We start from the raw sequence: 14,979 nt of genomic DNA, 5'->3' as shown, positions 1-14,979 counted from the left end.
TCGTCCCCGATAGGTTCGTTCCGTGAGTGAAGCCCCCCGGGCGGTGCAGATCACCCCATACTTCTTCCGGCCGGACAGGATGCTGCGAAGTTTCGATGGCGTAGCCGCTGAACCGGCCACCTCCCTACTCAACGTCTACGCCGAACCGCAGGCAGCAGCGCAGTTGTGGCGCAAGGGGAATCGCGATGGATGGTTGCGGCTCAGCTACCACGGCCATGACCTGATCCGGCCGGAGCACTGGGACGATGTGGGGGATCTCATGGACTTGGTGCTGCACACCGTCGGCGGCTTCGTGACGTCCGGCGCGGGAGAAGCGCTGTTTCCCGACCAGCCGCTGCCCCTCAGGATGTACCAAGAGGGGGCGGTGGCGATGTTCTCGGTCGGGCAGGAGCGGCGGGCCGTCGATCCGGCAGACTTCGTTCCCGGTGTCCTGGATGCCACGCAGACCTTCTACACCTGGCTCGGCCAGTACGTGCCGGAGGCGAACGAGGTGAGAGCTCGACGCAATTGCCAGGTTGCGAGAGCGATTCCAGGAGGATCCGCCCAGGGCCGCTCCATGGTTGCGGTACCCCTCCGGCACAGCCTGACCGGTTCATGACAATGAGCCGCCAGGCTCAGCCGCATGGTCCTCACGAAGACAGCACAGACCCTCGCAGGCATGAGTCTCCTGGCCACCGCGCTCCTGACCAGCGCCTGCGCAGGCGGTGACGAACCGGCTGGGACGCCGGTCGCCTCGGTGGCCGCCCCGGCGGGGGCCGAGGGCACGACCTCCAGCAGCACGTCCAAGGCGGTCACTGCGAAACTGGACCGGCAGTTGAAACTCGGCTTCACCCCGCAGGAGGAGCAGCGCCTGTTCGACGCGTACTACGCCTGCTGGGCCCAGGAGGGCGTACCCGACACGAAGATGCCGAACGGCGAGAGCGGCGGGCGGCTTCTGACCTACAAGATGGATCCCGAGCGCTGGCAGAAGGCGGTGGATGCGTGCTCGGACAGCGAGCCGCTCTATCCTCCGGAGACCGACCCGCAGACCAACCCCGGCTACTGGGACCAGCTGCGCACACAACTGGCCTGCATGACCGGCAAGGGCTACGCCATGGAGATCCGCGAGGGATCGCAGGGACTGTGGGTCGCCCCGGCCACCAAGGCCAACCTGGCCAAGGCTGAGAGCCCGCAGGGCACGGCCGACCTGAATGCCTGTGAGGCGCAGGCTTTCGGCGGCAAGGGCTGAGATCAGGTGCGTGCTCAGCGGATGATCGGGCTGGCCGGGCTGTCGGTGGCTCTGGTGCTCGGGGGCGGGTATCTCGTGCATCACGGCCTAGACCGGCAGGACGTGGCGATGCCACTCTCGGACGTTCAGGTGGCGACCGTGGCGGTGGAGAGGACCGACCTGTCGGACAGCTGGACCGAGGCGGGGACGGTGGGCTACCAGAAACAGCGCACCATCCGAGGCGCTTCCCCGGGGGTGGTGACCTGGCTGCCGAAGTCCGGGGCGCTCAAGCGGCGCGGTGACGCGCTGCTGCGGGTGGACGATCGCCCGGTCACGCTGTTCTACGGCCGCACACCGGCTTTCCGGGATCTGGACACCGTCGGGCAGGTCGGCCGGGACGTGCGGGTGATCGCCGTGAACCTCCAGGCCATGGGATACGAGATCGGCTCCCAGCCCGCCGTGGGCACGGTGGTGAGGGTGCCGGACGTTGCGCCCGACGATTCTTCCGAGACTGCCAGACCGGCGAAGGACGACAGCGAACGCGAGGAGCCCGGTCCCGGCGCGCAGGGGAAGGCTTCGGGGTACCAGGTCAGGCTGACCGAGCACGACGCTGTGTTCACCGCGGCCCTGCGCGCTGCGGTGCGAAGGTGGCAGCAGAACATCGGCAGCCAGCCCGTGGACGGCACGGTGAGACGGGGCGATGTGCTGGTCCTGCCGGGCGCCGTGCGGGTCGGGGCGCTCTCGGCCCGGCTGGGTGACGACGCCGGCGGCGACCTGATGGCGGTCAGTGCTCAGGCCAAGGCCGTCACGGTCGAGCTGCCCATGGAGCGCGCCGACCAGGTCAGGGCCGGGCAGAGGGTGCGCGTGGTGCTCCCCGACGGAAGGGCGGCCCGTGCGAAGGTCCACACGGTCAGCACGAACATCGTCGCGGGCCAGGAGGAGGACCCGGCCTCGGGCCCGAAGGTCACCGTCACGCTCGGGCTGGACAAGCCGTCCCTGCTCGCCCGCATCAGTTCGACCCCGGTCGACGTGCAGTTCACCGGGACCACGCACCGGGCCGTGCTCGCGGTGCCGGTCGGCGCACTCCTGGCCCTCAGCGGGGGCGGGTACGGCGTGCAGATCTCCGCAGGCGCCGTGGTCGCCGTCGAGACCGGGCTGTACGCCGACGGCAAGGTCGAGATCACCGGTGACGGCATCGCCGAGGGCACTGTGGTGGAGACGACGTCATGAGCGTTCTGGAGGTACGCAACGCGAGCGTCCGCTTCCCGGGCGCGGTCACGGCCCTGCACGAGGTTTCGCTGAGCGTGGGGGCGGGTGAGTTCGTGGCGGTCCTGGGGCCCTCCGGATCGGGAAAGTCCACGCTGCTCAACATCATGGGCACCCTGACCCGCCCGAGCGAGGGCACGGTGCTGATCGACGGCATCGACGTCGCCGGGATGTCCGACCGCCGCCTGTCGGGACTGCGGGCCCGCCGGCTGGGCTTCGTCTTCCAGCACTTTCACCTCACCGACGGGCTGAGCGCCGCCGCGAACGTGGCGACCGGGCTGCTGTACGCCGGCGTCCCCCGCCGCCTGCGCACGGGCCGGGCCCACGCGGCCCTGGAGCGCGTCGGCCTGGCCCACCGCACGGCCCACACCCCGCAACAGCTCTCGGGCGGTGAACGCCAGCGCGTGGCGATCGCCCGGGCCCTGGTCAACGACCCGGCCCTGGTGCTGGCCGACGAGCCGACCGGTGCCCTCGACAGGACCAACGGCGCGTCCGTACTGCAGTTGCTGCAGGACCTCAACAGGCAGGGAACCACCATCGTGCTCATCACCCACGACCAGGACATCGCCGCCCAGCTACCGCGCCAGGTGCGGCTTCTCGACGGGCGGGTGGTCTGCGATGCGCGGCTCTGAGTCCCCCCGGCTGGACCCGCTGGACCTGCTCGGGCTGGGACTGCTGGGCATCCGGACCCGCAAGGCCCGCGCCGCGCTGTCGGCTCTGGGCATCGCCATCGGCGTCGCCACCCTGGTCCTGGTCACGGCCGTGCCCGCCTCCAGCCGCCAGGCCCTGGACGAGGAGCTCTCGGCCCTGGGCACCGACCGGCTGCAGGCCGCCCCGGCCCCCGACCAGGACCCACCGGTGCAGCTGCCCGCCGAGGCCGCCGACATGGTGGCCCGCATAGGGCCGGTGACCCACGCCAGCGCAGTCGGCGACTGGGGGCTGCGCGTCACCCGCACCGACCGCACCGGGCCGGGAGACTTCAACGCCCTGGCCGTGCTCGCAGCCCGGACCGACCTGCTGCAGGCCGTCGAGGGCACCGTACGCGAGGGGAAGTTCCTGGACCCGGCCACGGCCGCCTACCCCACCGCGGTCCTGGGAAAGGTCGCCGCCGACAGACTCGGTTTCAGCCAGGTCGGAGTGGACGAGCCCGCACGGGTGTTCGTCGGTGGCCGATGGTTCACCGTGATCGGCATCCTCGACCCGGTGCCGCTCTCGGCCGAGCTCGACCGCGCGGTCATGGTGGGCTGGCCGGTCGCGGCGGACCTGCTGCGCTTCGACGGCCGGCCCACCCGGATCTACGTGCGCACGAGCGACGAGCAGGTCGAGGCCGTGGAACAGGTCCTGGCGGCCACGGTTTTCCCGCAGCACCCCAGCGACGTGCTGGTGACCCGCCCGGCCGACGCCCTGAGCGCCAAACGCGCGGTGGCCCAGACCTTTGGCGCGCTCTTTCTCGCCCTGGCCGGCGTCGCCCTGCTCGTCGGCGGCATCGGGGTGGCCAACACCATGTACATCTCGGTGCTGGAACGCCGGCGTGAGATCGGCCTGCGCCGGGCCCTGGGCGCCCACCGCGGCCAGATCCGCACACAGTTCGTGACCGAGTCGGTCGTGCTCTCCCTGCTGGGCGCGGCCGCCGGGGTGTCCGCCGGGGTACTCGCGGTGCTGGGCTACTGTGCCTTCCAGGGCTGGCCGGTGACGATCCCGCCGGGCGCGACACTCGGCGGACTCGGGGGAGCCGTGGTGATCGGCGCCCTCGCGGGCCTGTACCCGGCGGTCCGGGCTGCCCGCACGGATCCCACGGAGTCGTTGTCCAGTGTCTGAAGCGAGCGTCCTCCTCGCCGAGGACGACCCCCGCCAGGCCGAGGTGGTGCGCCGCTACCTCACCGACGCCGGGTACGACGTCCAGGTGACGCACGACGGGGCCACCGCCCTGAACCTGGCCCGCACCCGGCGACCCGACCTGGTCGTCCTCGACGTCCTGATGCCCGGCCTGGACGGGCTGAGCGTCTGCCGGAGACTGCGCGAGATCTCCGACGTGCCCATCCTCATGCTCACGGCCCTGTCCCAGGAGGACGACCTGCTCACCGGGCTGGACGTCGGGGCCGACGACTACATGACCAAGCCCTTCAGCCCCCGCGAACTGACCGCACGCGTCCGTACGCTGCTGCGCCGGGCCGCACGCCACCGCGACGCCGAACCGGTACTGCGCGTGGGCCCCCTCGTCGTCCTGCCGCAACGACACCAGGCCTTCCTCGACGGCACCGAGATCGACTGCACCCCGGGCGAGTTCGCGGTCCTCGCGGCGCTCGCGTCCCGGCCCGGCTCGGTCCTCAGCCGGGGCCAGCTGCTGCAGCACACCGCCGGGCTGGAGCGCGGCGCGACCGAACGCGGCATCGACATGCACGTGCTGAACCTGCGCCGCAAGATCGAGCCCGACCCCCGTCGTCCGCAGTACCTCACCACCGTCTACGGCGTCGGCTACCGGCTGGGCGCATGATCCGCCTACGGCACCGGCTGCTCACCCGGCTGCTGGCCACCTCGCTGCTCATCGTGGTGATGGCCGTCACCGCCACCGCCTGGCTGGCCACCCGCACCGCCACCCAGGCCCTGCAGCAGGCCCAGGGGCGCACCCTGTCCGACGAAAGGGCTCTGTACGACACGTTGACGAAGTACGCCGCCACCCACCCGAACTGGTCGGGAGTGGACGACCTGGTGACCGAGCAGGCGGCCGTCCTGGAGCGGCGCGTCACCCTGACCACCCCCGAGCAGCAGGTGCTGGCCGACTCCGCCCCCGGTCTCGCGCTGCCGGGCGCCCAGCCGGTGGCGACGATCGATCCACTGCGCACCGACACGGGCCCGCCGGGCGAGCCGGGCACGTTCGACGCCCGCGCGGTCGGCCCCTTCCGGCTCACCGCCGACGAGGTGACGATGAGCCGGAAACTGACCACAGACGTCATGAGCTGTCTTCGCAAGATCAGCGCGCGCGGACAGCTGGAGCAGTCCCCCAGCGGCCGCTGGATCGTCGAGATCATTGCTGACCCCAGCGGCGAGGCACCCGCGTGCACCTCGGTGTTCTCCAGCCAGTACCTGCCCACCGAGCGACGCGCCCTGAAGGCGCTCAGGCAGGACGTGGCGCAGTGCCTGGGCAAGGCCCGCGACGCCGTCGAGATCGTCGTGGCGATGAACCCGACCCGGATGCCCCCCACCTTCGCGGTGGTCGACAGGACGGCCCGCCCCAGCAGCAACGACCGGCTGCAGTCCTGCCTGGACCGCTCCCGTCGCGAGCAGCTGCGCCCGTGGACAGCACCGGCGGCCCAGCTGTACCTGACCGACCCCGACACCGGCCGGGCCGCGACCACGTTCGAGCTGTCCCGGGACAACGTGGTGCGCATCGTCCTGGTGGCCGGCGCGGTGGTGCTGGCCGCCGCCGCGCTGACCGTGCTGGTGGGCCGCCGGCTCGTGCGCCCGCTGCGGGTGCTGGCCGAGGGCGCGGCCCGCCAGCAGCCGGTACCGGTCCTGTCGAAGGACGAGATCGGTGCGGTGGCCCTCGCCCTGAACGAGGCGATGCAGCGCCGGGACACCGCCGAGGAACAGCGCCGCGCCCTGGTCAGCGACGTGGCGCACGAGCTGCGCAGTCCCCTGACGAACATCCGCAGCTGGCTGGAGGCGACCCAGGACGGCCTGGCCGAGCCCGACACGAACCTGATCGAACTGCTGCACGAGGAGACCGTCGTCCTCGAGCACATCCTGCGGGACATGTCCGACCTCGCAGCAGCGGACGCAGGACGTCTGCGGGTCCGGCCGGTGCGCCTGGACCTGCGCGAGGTCGTGGAGTTCGTGGTGGACGCGCATCGGGGCGGGGCGGAGGGAGCCGGAGTGCGGTTGACGGACGCGGTGGACGACGGCGTCCCGGTGCTCGCCGACCCCGTGCGGTTACGCCAGGCGCTGGGGAACCTGGTCTCCAACGGCATCCGCTACACCCCGGCCGGCGGGACGGTGCGCGTCAGCGGTTCGCGCGCCGGGGACCGGGCCGTCATCACGGTCGAGGACACCGGGGTCGGGATCGCACCCGAGCATCTGCCACACGTGTTCGACCGGTTCTGGCGCGCCGACCACTCCCGGGCCCGGGCCACGGGCGGCAGCGGCCTCGGCCTGGCCATCGCCCGTCAGCTCCTCGAGGCCCAGGCCGGAACGATCACAGTGGCCAGCAGCCTCGGGAAAGGGACGACGTTCACCGTCACCGTCCCGGCAGCCTGAACCGATGCGCGGGCCAACGACGACCGATCGTTTCCCCGCAGGCACGCGGCAGCCTGCACCACCCGATCAGACGCTGTGCAGAGGACGGTCGTCGTCGGCGTGGAAGTAACGCACGTCCAGGTCCGGCAGTTCTCGCTGCAGCTCGTACGCCAGGTCCAGACCCTGCCGGACCCACGCAGCCTCGACCTCGGGACTCTCCCACTCGAAGTCGGTCAGTGCGAGCTGCTCGAACTGCTCGTTCCAGGCCCGCAGCCGCTGCACGAGAGCGTCAGAGACGCCCAGCTCGGCCAACGACACCGGTTCGCCCGTTCCCACCGGCCGGTCCCACACCGGGTCCTCCACGCTGTACTCGGCCATCACCAGCAGCGCCTGCGGCCGGTACGCCTGTCCCTCCTGCTGGAGCACGAGGCGATCTGCTCTCCACTGCAGCTCAAAGCCTGGCCGCCGCTTGCCCTCGACCAGAGCCAGCAGGTCGATCAGGAACGAGCGGTCACGCGCCAGGTCAGAAAGAGTCCTGCCAGCCTCGAGCTGCCCACGCAGGTGCTCGCCGGCCACCGCCTGCGCGCGAGGTCCAAGCAGGCCGCTGATGTGGTCCTGGATGAAGTGCATGACCTCGTCCGGGACACCACCTCTTTCGTAGGAGTCCTCCAGAAGCAGCCACGCTCGCAGAGCATCCAGGGCCTCGGCCCGGTGTTTTCCTTCTTCTGCTGCCTGCCGCAGCATGTCCTCGTCCACCCCGCGATCCTGCCAGCAGATCTCGTGACCAGAAGCGTCTGGTGCACGCCCGATCTGGGAGGTCGCACGCCTGCTGTCCGCAAAGATGTCCGGTGTTCGGCGCCCGGCCCGCACCGGACATCGGAACCCATGCACCATCACCGCAGGTCAGAACGAGTCTCGCCAGTCCGTTGTCCGGATTTGTCCTCAATTCTCGGCTCTGCCCTTTCGCGGCGTTCCACAGTTGTCTGCGCTGGCCGCTCTGGGCGTTGCAGCTCCCGCCTGGGGAGCCACCGGGACGGCATGGGGAGGACAACATGCGCAAGGAACTGCGCCTTCTATTGGTGCTGGGACTGCTCCTGGTAGGGGTCGCCGCACCGGCGACCGGCGCGCAGGCCGGCACCACGTGTGCCTATCCGTTCCGCTCCGAGACCGAGAACCGGCTCTCTTCCGGCAACTACGTCATGGTCGCCCGGAACTGGTGCGGCAGCGGCACCCGGCGGCTGATCAACACCCCGCCCTGCGGCTCGGAGGACCAGGTCAAGTTCCTGTCATCCGGCCAGGACACACCGTTCGCCCAGGACTGGGACACCTTCCGGGTCGAGGTGGGGTGCCAGGTCACCATGAAGCTTACGACTACCTGCCCATCCAGAACTGGATCTACGTGACCGTCGACAGCCGCGGCAGCAGCAGGTCGCTGTGGGTCAAGGTGGCCGACGACCAGACCGCGACGATCGTCTCGCGCAGCTGCTGACACCAGCACTGACGTAACGTTCGCGGCGCCCAGATCTTTCGAGGAACGGGCGCCGCGGACACCGCCATGTGGAGCCCAGCCGGTGTCAGTAGACCGGTTCGGCGATCTCGCCGTTGTCACCACAGGTCACGGACTGAGCGCGAGTGACCTCGGCCGAGCCTTCGGCGAGATCGGTCCCCAGCACCTCGCTCGGGCCGTTGCTCGCCTGCCTGCCGGTCTCGTCGATGCTGACCGTCCTGCGGGAGACCTTGTACGTCTGCTTCGTCGCGTCGTACTCGGCCCGGTAGCCGACCAGTTCACGCGACGACCCCTCCGAGACGCAACCGACCCCGTCCCCGGTCCCGTCGTAGCCCAGATCGAAGAGGTAGGGTCGGTTCTCGGCGTTCGTGGTGGCCACGATGTAGCAGTTGACCACGCTGTACAGAGCCGCCGAGCGACCCAGGTTCACCAGGATCACGGCCGATCCGTCTCCCAGTCGCCCGGCCACAGCGCTGACCCGGTCCCCGACGCGCTGTTCCTGGGCACCCTCGTCCCACTGATTCAGCACGACGGAGAAGCGGGCCCCACTGGCCGTGGTGACCCCGAGCAGCCGCAGCCCCTCATCGTGAGCCAGCCACAACTCGTCCGCAGATCCGTCACCGTCCAGGTCGTCCGTGGCGACCCGGTTGGACTCGCTGGGCACCGCCCCTCCACCGGCCGGGCACCCCGGCCCGCCTGCGGACGAGGCAAGGCCCGCGGGACCGGCCGTTCCTTGGACGACGACCGGGTCAGCGGCCTCGGGCGTGCCTGCGCAGGCCGACAGCAGCAGGACCAGCGGTACGGCCAGCTTCAGCAGCGCCGGACGGCCGGACCAGTCGCGTCCCTCGCGGGTTGTCATGAACACGAACATACGGGGCAATGCGATGGCCCTGACGGCGGGGCCACGAGCCCAGCCCAAACGTCAGCGAGCCCGCCCGGAACGTCCGGGCGGGCTCGCTGAGGTGTTAGTGCGTGACCTGGGTTTCGGTCTCCTGCGGGGGCGCGGAGTGCGCCCGTTCCAGCTTGGCTCCCTCGACGTCGATGTCGGGGATGATGCGGTCCATCCACTTCGGCAGCCACCAGGCCTTGTCGCCCAGCAGGTGCATGGCCGCCGGGATCAGCAGCATGCGCACCACGAACGCGTCCAGCAGGACGCCGAAGGCCAGGCCGAAACCGATCGGCTTGATGGTGGTGTCGTGGGAGAAGATGAAGCCCGCGAAGACCGAGATCATGATGATCGCGGCCGCGGTCACCACGCTGCGGCCGGCCCGGAAACCGCGGAGCACGGCCACCCGGGCGGGGGCGCCGTGAGCGTAGGCCTCGCGCATGCCCGAGACCAGGAACAGCTGGTAGTCCATCGCCAGGCCGAACAGGATGCCGGTCTGGATGATCGGCAGGAAGCTCAGGATCGGCGCCGGGTCGTGCACGCCGAACAGGCCCGACAGCCAGCCCTCCTGGAAGATCGCGGTGATCCCGCCGAAGGCCGCCAGCAGCGAGAGCACGAACCCGAGGGTCGCGGTCAGCGGCACCAGGATGGAACGGAACACCAGGATCAGGATCAGCAGCGACAGACCCACCACCAGCACGAGGTAGATCGGCAGGGCGTCCGAGAGCTTCTGCGAGACGTCGATGTTCGCGCTGGCGTTACCGGCGACGCCGAGGGTGGCGGTGCCGCCGTCCGAGGTCCGGGGTGTCAGTTCACGCAAATTATGGACGAGGTCGGCGGTCGACTCGCTGTTGGGTCCCCCTTCGGGGAGCACCTGGAAAGCGATGGCAGAACGGTCTTTCGAGGCGCTGATCGGAACGACCGCGCTGACGTCGCCCTCGTCGAAGACGGCCTGACCGATGGCGGCCTGCTCGGCCGTCAGTGCGGCCTCCTCGACCGGCTTGGGCAGATTGGCCACCACCAGCAGCGGGCCGTTGAAGCCCTCGCCGAACTTCTCTTCCTGGACCTGGTAGGCCTGGTAGCCCGGGGAGTCCTCGGGCTGGCTGGCGCCGTCCGGAAGGCCCAGCCGCATGTTCAGCGCGGGCAGGGCGATCACGGCCAGCACGGCGATGCCGGCGATCAGGGTGAGTACGGACGTGCGTGTCGACATGGTGCTGTCGGTCCCCATCACCGGGGTGGAAGCGTTCGCGTCGGCGCGTTCCTTCTTACGCAGGATGCGCACTCCGACCAGCGACAGCAGCGCCGGGGTGAAGGTCGTGGCAACCAGAATCGCGACCAGGACGGCCCCGGCGGCGACGGTTCCCATCAGCCCCAGGAACGGGATGCCGGTGACGTTCAGGGCCAGCAGCGCCACGATGACCGTCGCCCCCGCGAACACGACCGCGTTGCCCGAGGTCCCGTTGGCCAGGCCGATCGACTCGTGCAGGTCCATGCCCTGCTTGAGCTGGTTGCGGTGGCGGTTGAGGATGAACAGGGAGTAGTCGATGCCGACCGCCAGGCCGAGCATGACCCCCAGGACCGGGGTCACCGACTGGAAGTCCACCAGACCCGAGAACGACATTGCCGCCAGGGTGGCGACACCGACCCCCAGCAGGGCGCTGACCAGCGGCAGCGCGGCACCCACGAGCGTGCCGAGCATGACCACCAGGACGATCGCGGCGATCACGACACCGACGATCTCGCCCGGGCCGAGGATTGACGGGGCGGTCTGCGAGATCTCCTGCGACAGCAGCGAGTTGACGCCGTCGATCGCGTTGTCGTCGATGACGTCGGCGATCTCGGTCTTGGTCTCGTCCGGGACCTCGGCGTTGGGCAGGCTGAAGGAGACGGTGCCGACGGCCGCGGAGGCGTCGTCGGAGACGAACCGGAAGCCCGATGACAGTTGGCCCACCTGGGTGCCGGCCTCCAGGGCCGCCGTCTGCTGCTCGACCTGGGTGCGCTGGGCCTGGAGCTCGGCCCGGCCGCGGTCGATCTCCTCCTGAGCCGCCTCCAGCTGCTCCGCGCCCGCGTCGCCGGCCTGCTCGCGCTGCTGGTCCAGCTGTTGCTGCGCCTGGTCCAGCTGCTTCTCGCCGTCCTCCAGGGCGCTCTGGCCCTGCTCGAGCTGCTTGCGGCCCTCGCTCAGCTCGGTGGCGCTCTTCTCCAGCTGGGCCTGGGTGGCGAACGGGTCGGTGACGCCGGTGACGCCCTCGACCTGACCGATGCTCTCGAGCAGGTCGGCGACGGCGGCCTTCTGCGGGTCGGTGAACGCCGAGCCGTTGGTGGTCTCGAACACGACGCTGCCGGAGCCACCGCTGGTGGACTCGAACTCGGAGGCCAGCTGATCGGTGACCTTGCTGGTGGGCGTGTCCGGGATCGAGATGGCCGACGAGATCGCCCCCGAGAACAGGACGAACGTGATCAGCCCGATCACGAGGGCCACCAGCCAGCCCCCCATGACGGCCCAGCGCCGGTGCGCCGCGAACCGTCCTACGCGATAAAGAATCTCAGCCATGGTGCGAGTCCAGAGTCCTTCCTAGCGGACGAGTGCCCCGTTCAGCGGGCAGGTCGGCCCTGACCTGCCCCCGAGACCCGACCGAGATGCCCGTACCCGTGGGCGAGCTGGTCGAGCAGACGAGTCATGTAGGTGTTCCACGCGTCCCGGGACCCGGCGGTGACCGGGACGGCGTTCTCCTTCAGCCACAGAACGGCGATGACACCGACGCCGTTCATCAGGAATGCGACGCTCAGGCGCAGCCCGACCGGGTCCAGCTCGGGGGCGTGCCCGGCGATCTTTGCGGTCAGCCGGTCCCCCACCCGGTCCAGAGCGGCCTGGAAGATGCTCTGAGTCCGTCGCCTCTCCTCCTCCACACCCCCGAGGCTGCCGTGGATCTCAGCGATGGCGCGAGGCAGGTCGGCCTCCTGGACCGCGACGCACAGGCAGTCGAGCACCCGGGCCGGTTCGGCCTCCTGCGGCAGCTTCTGCAGGTGCTCCTCGAGATGGTCGACCACCTGGCCGGCCACGTCCTCGAGGATCTCCTCGCACACGGCCACCAGCAGGGCCTCGAACGTGGCGAAGTGGTTGAACACGGTGCGCCGGGACACCCCGGCCTCGACGGCAACCTGGTCGACGGTGAAACCCTCGGCGCCGGATCCGGCGGCCAGCCGGCGGGCTGCGGCCAGGATCGCGACGTGGCGCTGCTCGCGCAGGACGCTCCGCCCGTCGGTCCGCTCCTGGGTCACGGCGACGAACGTAACAGAACTTGCACGGGATGCAATTAGACGGGTCCGCCCCGGGACAGTGGCCGGTTCGGTCCATGAGGCCATAGCGCGACCATGTCCGTTCTGTTACGTTGATGACGTTCTCGGGCCTGGGGGGTCAGGCGTCCGACTCGTGGGGGCACGACGGCAGAACGCTCTGCCGCGCTGTTCGTAATGCTCACCCCCGACCCTCGTCATGGATGACCGTCTGCAAGGGGGAAAGACAATGATGTCGAAGCTCAAGAGCAAGCTGCTGCAGCTGGGCATGGTGCCGGTGGCCGTGGCCTCGCTGGCGGTGCCGGTGGGTCTGGTCCTGACCGCCACACCCGCCTCGGCCACCGCGGCCTGTGGTTCCAGCGGGCCGAACCGCGACAGCACCGTCTACCGGCAGACCGCTGGGGTCAGCGCGAACATGCGCAGCGGCTCCAACAGCGGTTGCGGCGTGCGGGGCTGGGCCGACAACCGTGACACGCTGGACTACTACTGCTACACCCGCAACGCCGACTTCTCCACCTGGACGTACCTTTACAACCGCACCGACGGCACCTACGGCTGGGTGAGCGACAGCCTGCTACCGGGCGGGGGCTCGAACTACCTCTGCTGAGGCCTGTTCCGTAGGTCGCAGCCAGAGTATGCAGTGACGATTGCAGGGGCGAGGGCCGGGCCACGGGGCCAGCCCTCGGCCCTGCAATCTACGAGCCCACACAGCGCCCGATTCGCGAACCAGCCCCAGTTAGAGCGATTCCGGCCGGGGCAGGATGCCGAATCCATGCAGTGGCTGCGGCTTCTCGTGCCGCGGCGTGAGCGCCTCGTCGACGATCGCCTGGGCGATGTGCCGGACCTTCTGGTTGGTGTCGTTACTGATGCGGACCAGTTCGGCGAAGGCCTCCTCTGCCGAGCAGCGCCGCTCCCCCATGATCAGGCCCTTGGCCTGATCGATCACCGATCGCGAGGTGAGCGCCTCGCGCAGCTTTTCTGCGTCGTGCCACAGCCGGTGGACCTCCTCGTGCGTCCGGACCAGGCCGAGAGCACGCACAGCCAGCCGTTCCGCGTGCAGGCCGACCTCGCTCGAGCTGAAAGCTGCAGCGGAGCACGCGTACAGAGTCAGGACTCCGGCGGGTTCAGCTGAAGCATGGCCCACAGGGCTTTTTCGGGACCGGATGGGCAGGGCCAGGCAACTGCGCACCGGCATGTCGGCGGAGAAGAACCGATGATGCAGACGCGGCCAGCGCGGGTCGGCGCTCAGATCATCCACGGTGACGGCCGACAGCTGTTTCATGGCCTCCAGGCTGGGCCCCGAGGCCGTCATGAGCTGGGCACCGTCGGCCTTCTGGGCCAGGGGCGAGGAGGTGGCCGTCAGGTACGGCTCGTCGGGAGAACCCAGGACGATCGAGACCGCGTCCACCTGATGAAGAAGCTGGCACGCCAGTTCGCTCAGCCGGGTCAGCGCCGGCCGCAGCCCGTCGGCCCCGAACGCATCCAGCTCCGCGATCGCGATCTCAGCCTGGTGCTCGGGGCTCGAGACACCATCTTCTGAAAAATCTTTCAGGACGATCGGGCCTGCTGCGCCGTCGACCGAACTGACCTCCAGGCCTCCCGGACGTGGACCCGGTGGCGTCTCATGCCGGGCCGCTTCCGGTACCGACTGCTCCTGCACGAAACCTCCCATTCAGCGTTGATACGCCCCGCTGCATGAGGTGCCGAACAATATTAGTCAATGATCACCGGGGGCGGCCAACCGGCCCAGGATGTGATCCCCGGCATGGCCGGCACCCGCGGTCGAAAGGTCAGCGCGGTCTGAGCACCGAGGTGACCAGGTCCTGGGCGATGTCGCGCAGCTTGCGGTTGGTGTGGGTGGACTCGGTGCGCAGCACCTCGAACGCCTCCTCCGCGGTGCAGCCGCGCCCGGCCATGATGATGCCCTTGGCCTGCTCGATCACTGCCCGGGCAGCCATGGCCGCGCGCAGGTGCTCGGCCTCGGCGACGGCTCCGGTGTAGAGGCTGGCGTTGGTCAGCGCCACCGCTGCGTAGGCCCCGACCTGGTCGGCCAGCACCCGGGCCGGGGCATCCATCGGCTCACCGCTGCCGTAGAAGTTCAGGGCCCCCAGGTGGCCGGCCACCGCGGACCACAGGGGCACGCAGTACACGTGCCCGACCCCCGCCCGGACCGCCTGCCGGCAGAACTCCGGATAGGTCGTGTCAGTGCCGGTGTCCTCGATCGCCACAACCGTCCCACTGGCAGCAGCATGCAGGCACGGGCCCCGGAAGTCCTGGTACTGCCGCTCATCGAGCCCGGCCGCGAGCTGGCCGGAAAAGGCCATGGTGCGCGGCTTCTCGCCTTCGATCAAGGTCACCGACACCTCCCGCGTGCCGGGCACGTGCTCGGCGGCCAGGACCGCGATCCGGGTCAGGATCAGGTTCAGTGGCTGACTGCCGAGGACCAGGGTGGACAGCTCCCGCAGGAATCCCCCGGCCTGTTCACCGTGATGCTCGCGCGGGGCCTCGACGTCCGTTCCGTGTCCGGAGTGTGCGTCCACAAGGGGGCTCCTTGGTACGAAGGCGTGGCATCTGGTCAATCCGCAA

At 69.9% G+C, this 14,979-nt stretch carries 15 protein-coding genes; 9 read left to right on the top strand and 6 right to left on the bottom strand.

Annotation, left to right across the window (positions count from 1 at the left end):
- Positions 1 to 22 precede the first annotated feature (22 nt).
- Genes LWF15_RS08380 through LWF15_RS08350 form a run of 7 tightly spaced genes read left to right on the top strand, consistent with a single transcriptional unit; the run spans position 23 to position 6,727 of the window.
- On the top strand, positions 23 to 598 hold the full coding sequence (locus tag LWF15_RS08380) for a hypothetical protein (RefSeq protein WP_232809828.1): 576 nt from the start codon (positions 23 to 25) through the stop codon (positions 596 to 598).
- 60 nt (positions 599 to 658) lie between these two features.
- Positions 659 to 1,228, top strand: coding sequence for a hypothetical protein (locus LWF15_RS08375; protein WP_232809827.1), 570 nt, complete (start codon positions 659 to 661; stop codon positions 1,226 to 1,228).
- Positions 1,229 to 1,234: 6 nt separating this feature from the next.
- Complete coding sequence (locus LWF15_RS08370; RefSeq protein WP_232809826.1) at positions 1,235 to 2,437, top strand: efflux RND transporter periplasmic adaptor subunit; 1,203 nt, start codon at positions 1,235 to 1,237, stop codon at positions 2,435 to 2,437.
- Complete coding sequence (locus LWF15_RS08365; RefSeq protein WP_232809825.1) at positions 2,434 to 3,105, top strand: ABC transporter ATP-binding protein; 672 nt, start codon at positions 2,434 to 2,436, stop codon at positions 3,103 to 3,105. Before LWF15_RS08370 ends, LWF15_RS08365 begins: the two co-directional genes overlap by 4 nt.
- Positions 3,092 to 4,291 (top strand): ABC transporter permease, encoded by a 1,200-nt coding sequence (locus LWF15_RS08360; protein ID WP_232809824.1) that lies wholly within the window; start codon positions 3,092 to 3,094, stop codon positions 4,289 to 4,291. Before LWF15_RS08365 ends, LWF15_RS08360 begins: the two co-directional genes overlap by 14 nt.
- The gene (locus LWF15_RS08355; protein WP_232809823.1) at positions 4,284 to 4,967 is read left to right on the top strand and encodes a response regulator transcription factor; all 684 of its coding nucleotides are present in this window, start codon (positions 4,284 to 4,286) and stop codon (positions 4,965 to 4,967) included. The genes LWF15_RS08360 and LWF15_RS08355 overlap by 8 nt, the downstream gene beginning before the upstream one ends.
- Positions 4,964 to 6,727, top strand: a complete 1,764-nt coding sequence (locus tag LWF15_RS08350) for a sensor histidine kinase (RefSeq protein ID WP_232809822.1) — start codon at positions 4,964 to 4,966, stop codon at positions 6,725 to 6,727. Before LWF15_RS08355 ends, LWF15_RS08350 begins: the two co-directional genes overlap by 4 nt.
- Positions 6,728 to 6,793: 66 nt before the next feature.
- Here LWF15_RS08350 and LWF15_RS08345 read toward each other — a convergent pair whose 3' ends face one another.
- Positions 6,794 to 7,462 (bottom strand): hypothetical protein, encoded by a 669-nt coding sequence (locus tag LWF15_RS08345; protein ID WP_232809821.1) that lies wholly within the window; start codon positions 7,460 to 7,462, stop codon positions 6,794 to 6,796.
- 296 nt (positions 7,463 to 7,758) lie between these two features.
- Here LWF15_RS08345 and LWF15_RS08340 point away from each other — a divergent pair, with 296 nt between their 5' ends.
- Positions 7,759 to 8,109 carry a hypothetical protein gene (locus LWF15_RS08340; protein ID WP_232809820.1) on the top strand — a complete coding sequence of 117 codons (351 nt, stop codon included), beginning with the start codon at positions 7,759 to 7,761 and terminating at the stop codon, positions 8,107 to 8,109.
- Positions 8,110 to 8,280: 171 nt separating this feature from the next.
- Here LWF15_RS08340 and LWF15_RS08335 read toward each other — a convergent pair whose 3' ends face one another.
- From LWF15_RS08335 to LWF15_RS08325, 3 genes are all read right to left on the bottom strand, one after another.
- Positions 8,281 to 9,072 (bottom strand): hypothetical protein, encoded by a 792-nt coding sequence (locus LWF15_RS08335; protein ID WP_232809819.1) that lies wholly within the window; start codon positions 9,070 to 9,072, stop codon positions 8,281 to 8,283.
- Between the two features lie 106 nt (positions 9,073 to 9,178).
- The gene (locus tag LWF15_RS08330) at positions 9,179 to 11,650 is read right to left on the bottom strand and encodes an MMPL family transporter (protein WP_232809818.1); all 2,472 of its coding nucleotides are present in this window, start codon (positions 11,648 to 11,650) and stop codon (positions 9,179 to 9,181) included.
- Positions 11,651 to 11,691: 41 nt separating this feature from the next.
- Entirely contained in the window at positions 11,692 to 12,378 is a 687-nt protein-coding gene (locus LWF15_RS08325) for a TetR/AcrR family transcriptional regulator (RefSeq protein ID WP_232809817.1), read from the bottom strand.
- 247 nt (positions 12,379 to 12,625) lie between these two features.
- On the opposite strand from LWF15_RS08325, the gene LWF15_RS08320 reads away from it, so the two are divergent.
- The gene (locus LWF15_RS08320; protein ID WP_232809816.1) at positions 12,626 to 13,000 is read left to right on the top strand and encodes a hypothetical protein; all 375 of its coding nucleotides are present in this window, start codon (positions 12,626 to 12,628) and stop codon (positions 12,998 to 13,000) included.
- Positions 13,001 to 13,129: 129 nt separating this feature from the next.
- On the opposite strand, the gene LWF15_RS08315 is transcribed toward LWF15_RS08320, so the two are convergent.
- Together LWF15_RS08315 and LWF15_RS37370 are read right to left on the bottom strand one after the other, a co-directional pair.
- Complete coding sequence (locus tag LWF15_RS08315; RefSeq protein ID WP_232809815.1) at positions 13,130 to 14,065, bottom strand: GAF and ANTAR domain-containing protein; 936 nt, start codon at positions 14,063 to 14,065, stop codon at positions 13,130 to 13,132.
- A gap of 118 nt (positions 14,066 to 14,183) precedes the next feature.
- Positions 14,184 to 14,933: a GAF and ANTAR domain-containing protein gene (locus LWF15_RS37370; RefSeq protein ID WP_232809814.1), complete on the bottom strand. Its 750-nt coding sequence runs from the start codon at positions 14,931 to 14,933 to the stop codon at positions 14,184 to 14,186.
- Between the last annotated feature and the right edge of the window lie 46 nt (positions 14,934 to 14,979).

This window comes from Kineosporia rhizophila, from assembly GCF_021277265.1.
Taxonomy (GTDB): Bacteria; Actinomycetota; Actinomycetes; order Actinomycetales; family Kineosporiaceae; genus Kineosporia; species Kineosporia rhizophila.
Note: the sequence above shows the minus strand (reverse complement) of the source record. Positions and strands in the feature narration are given on the sequence as shown.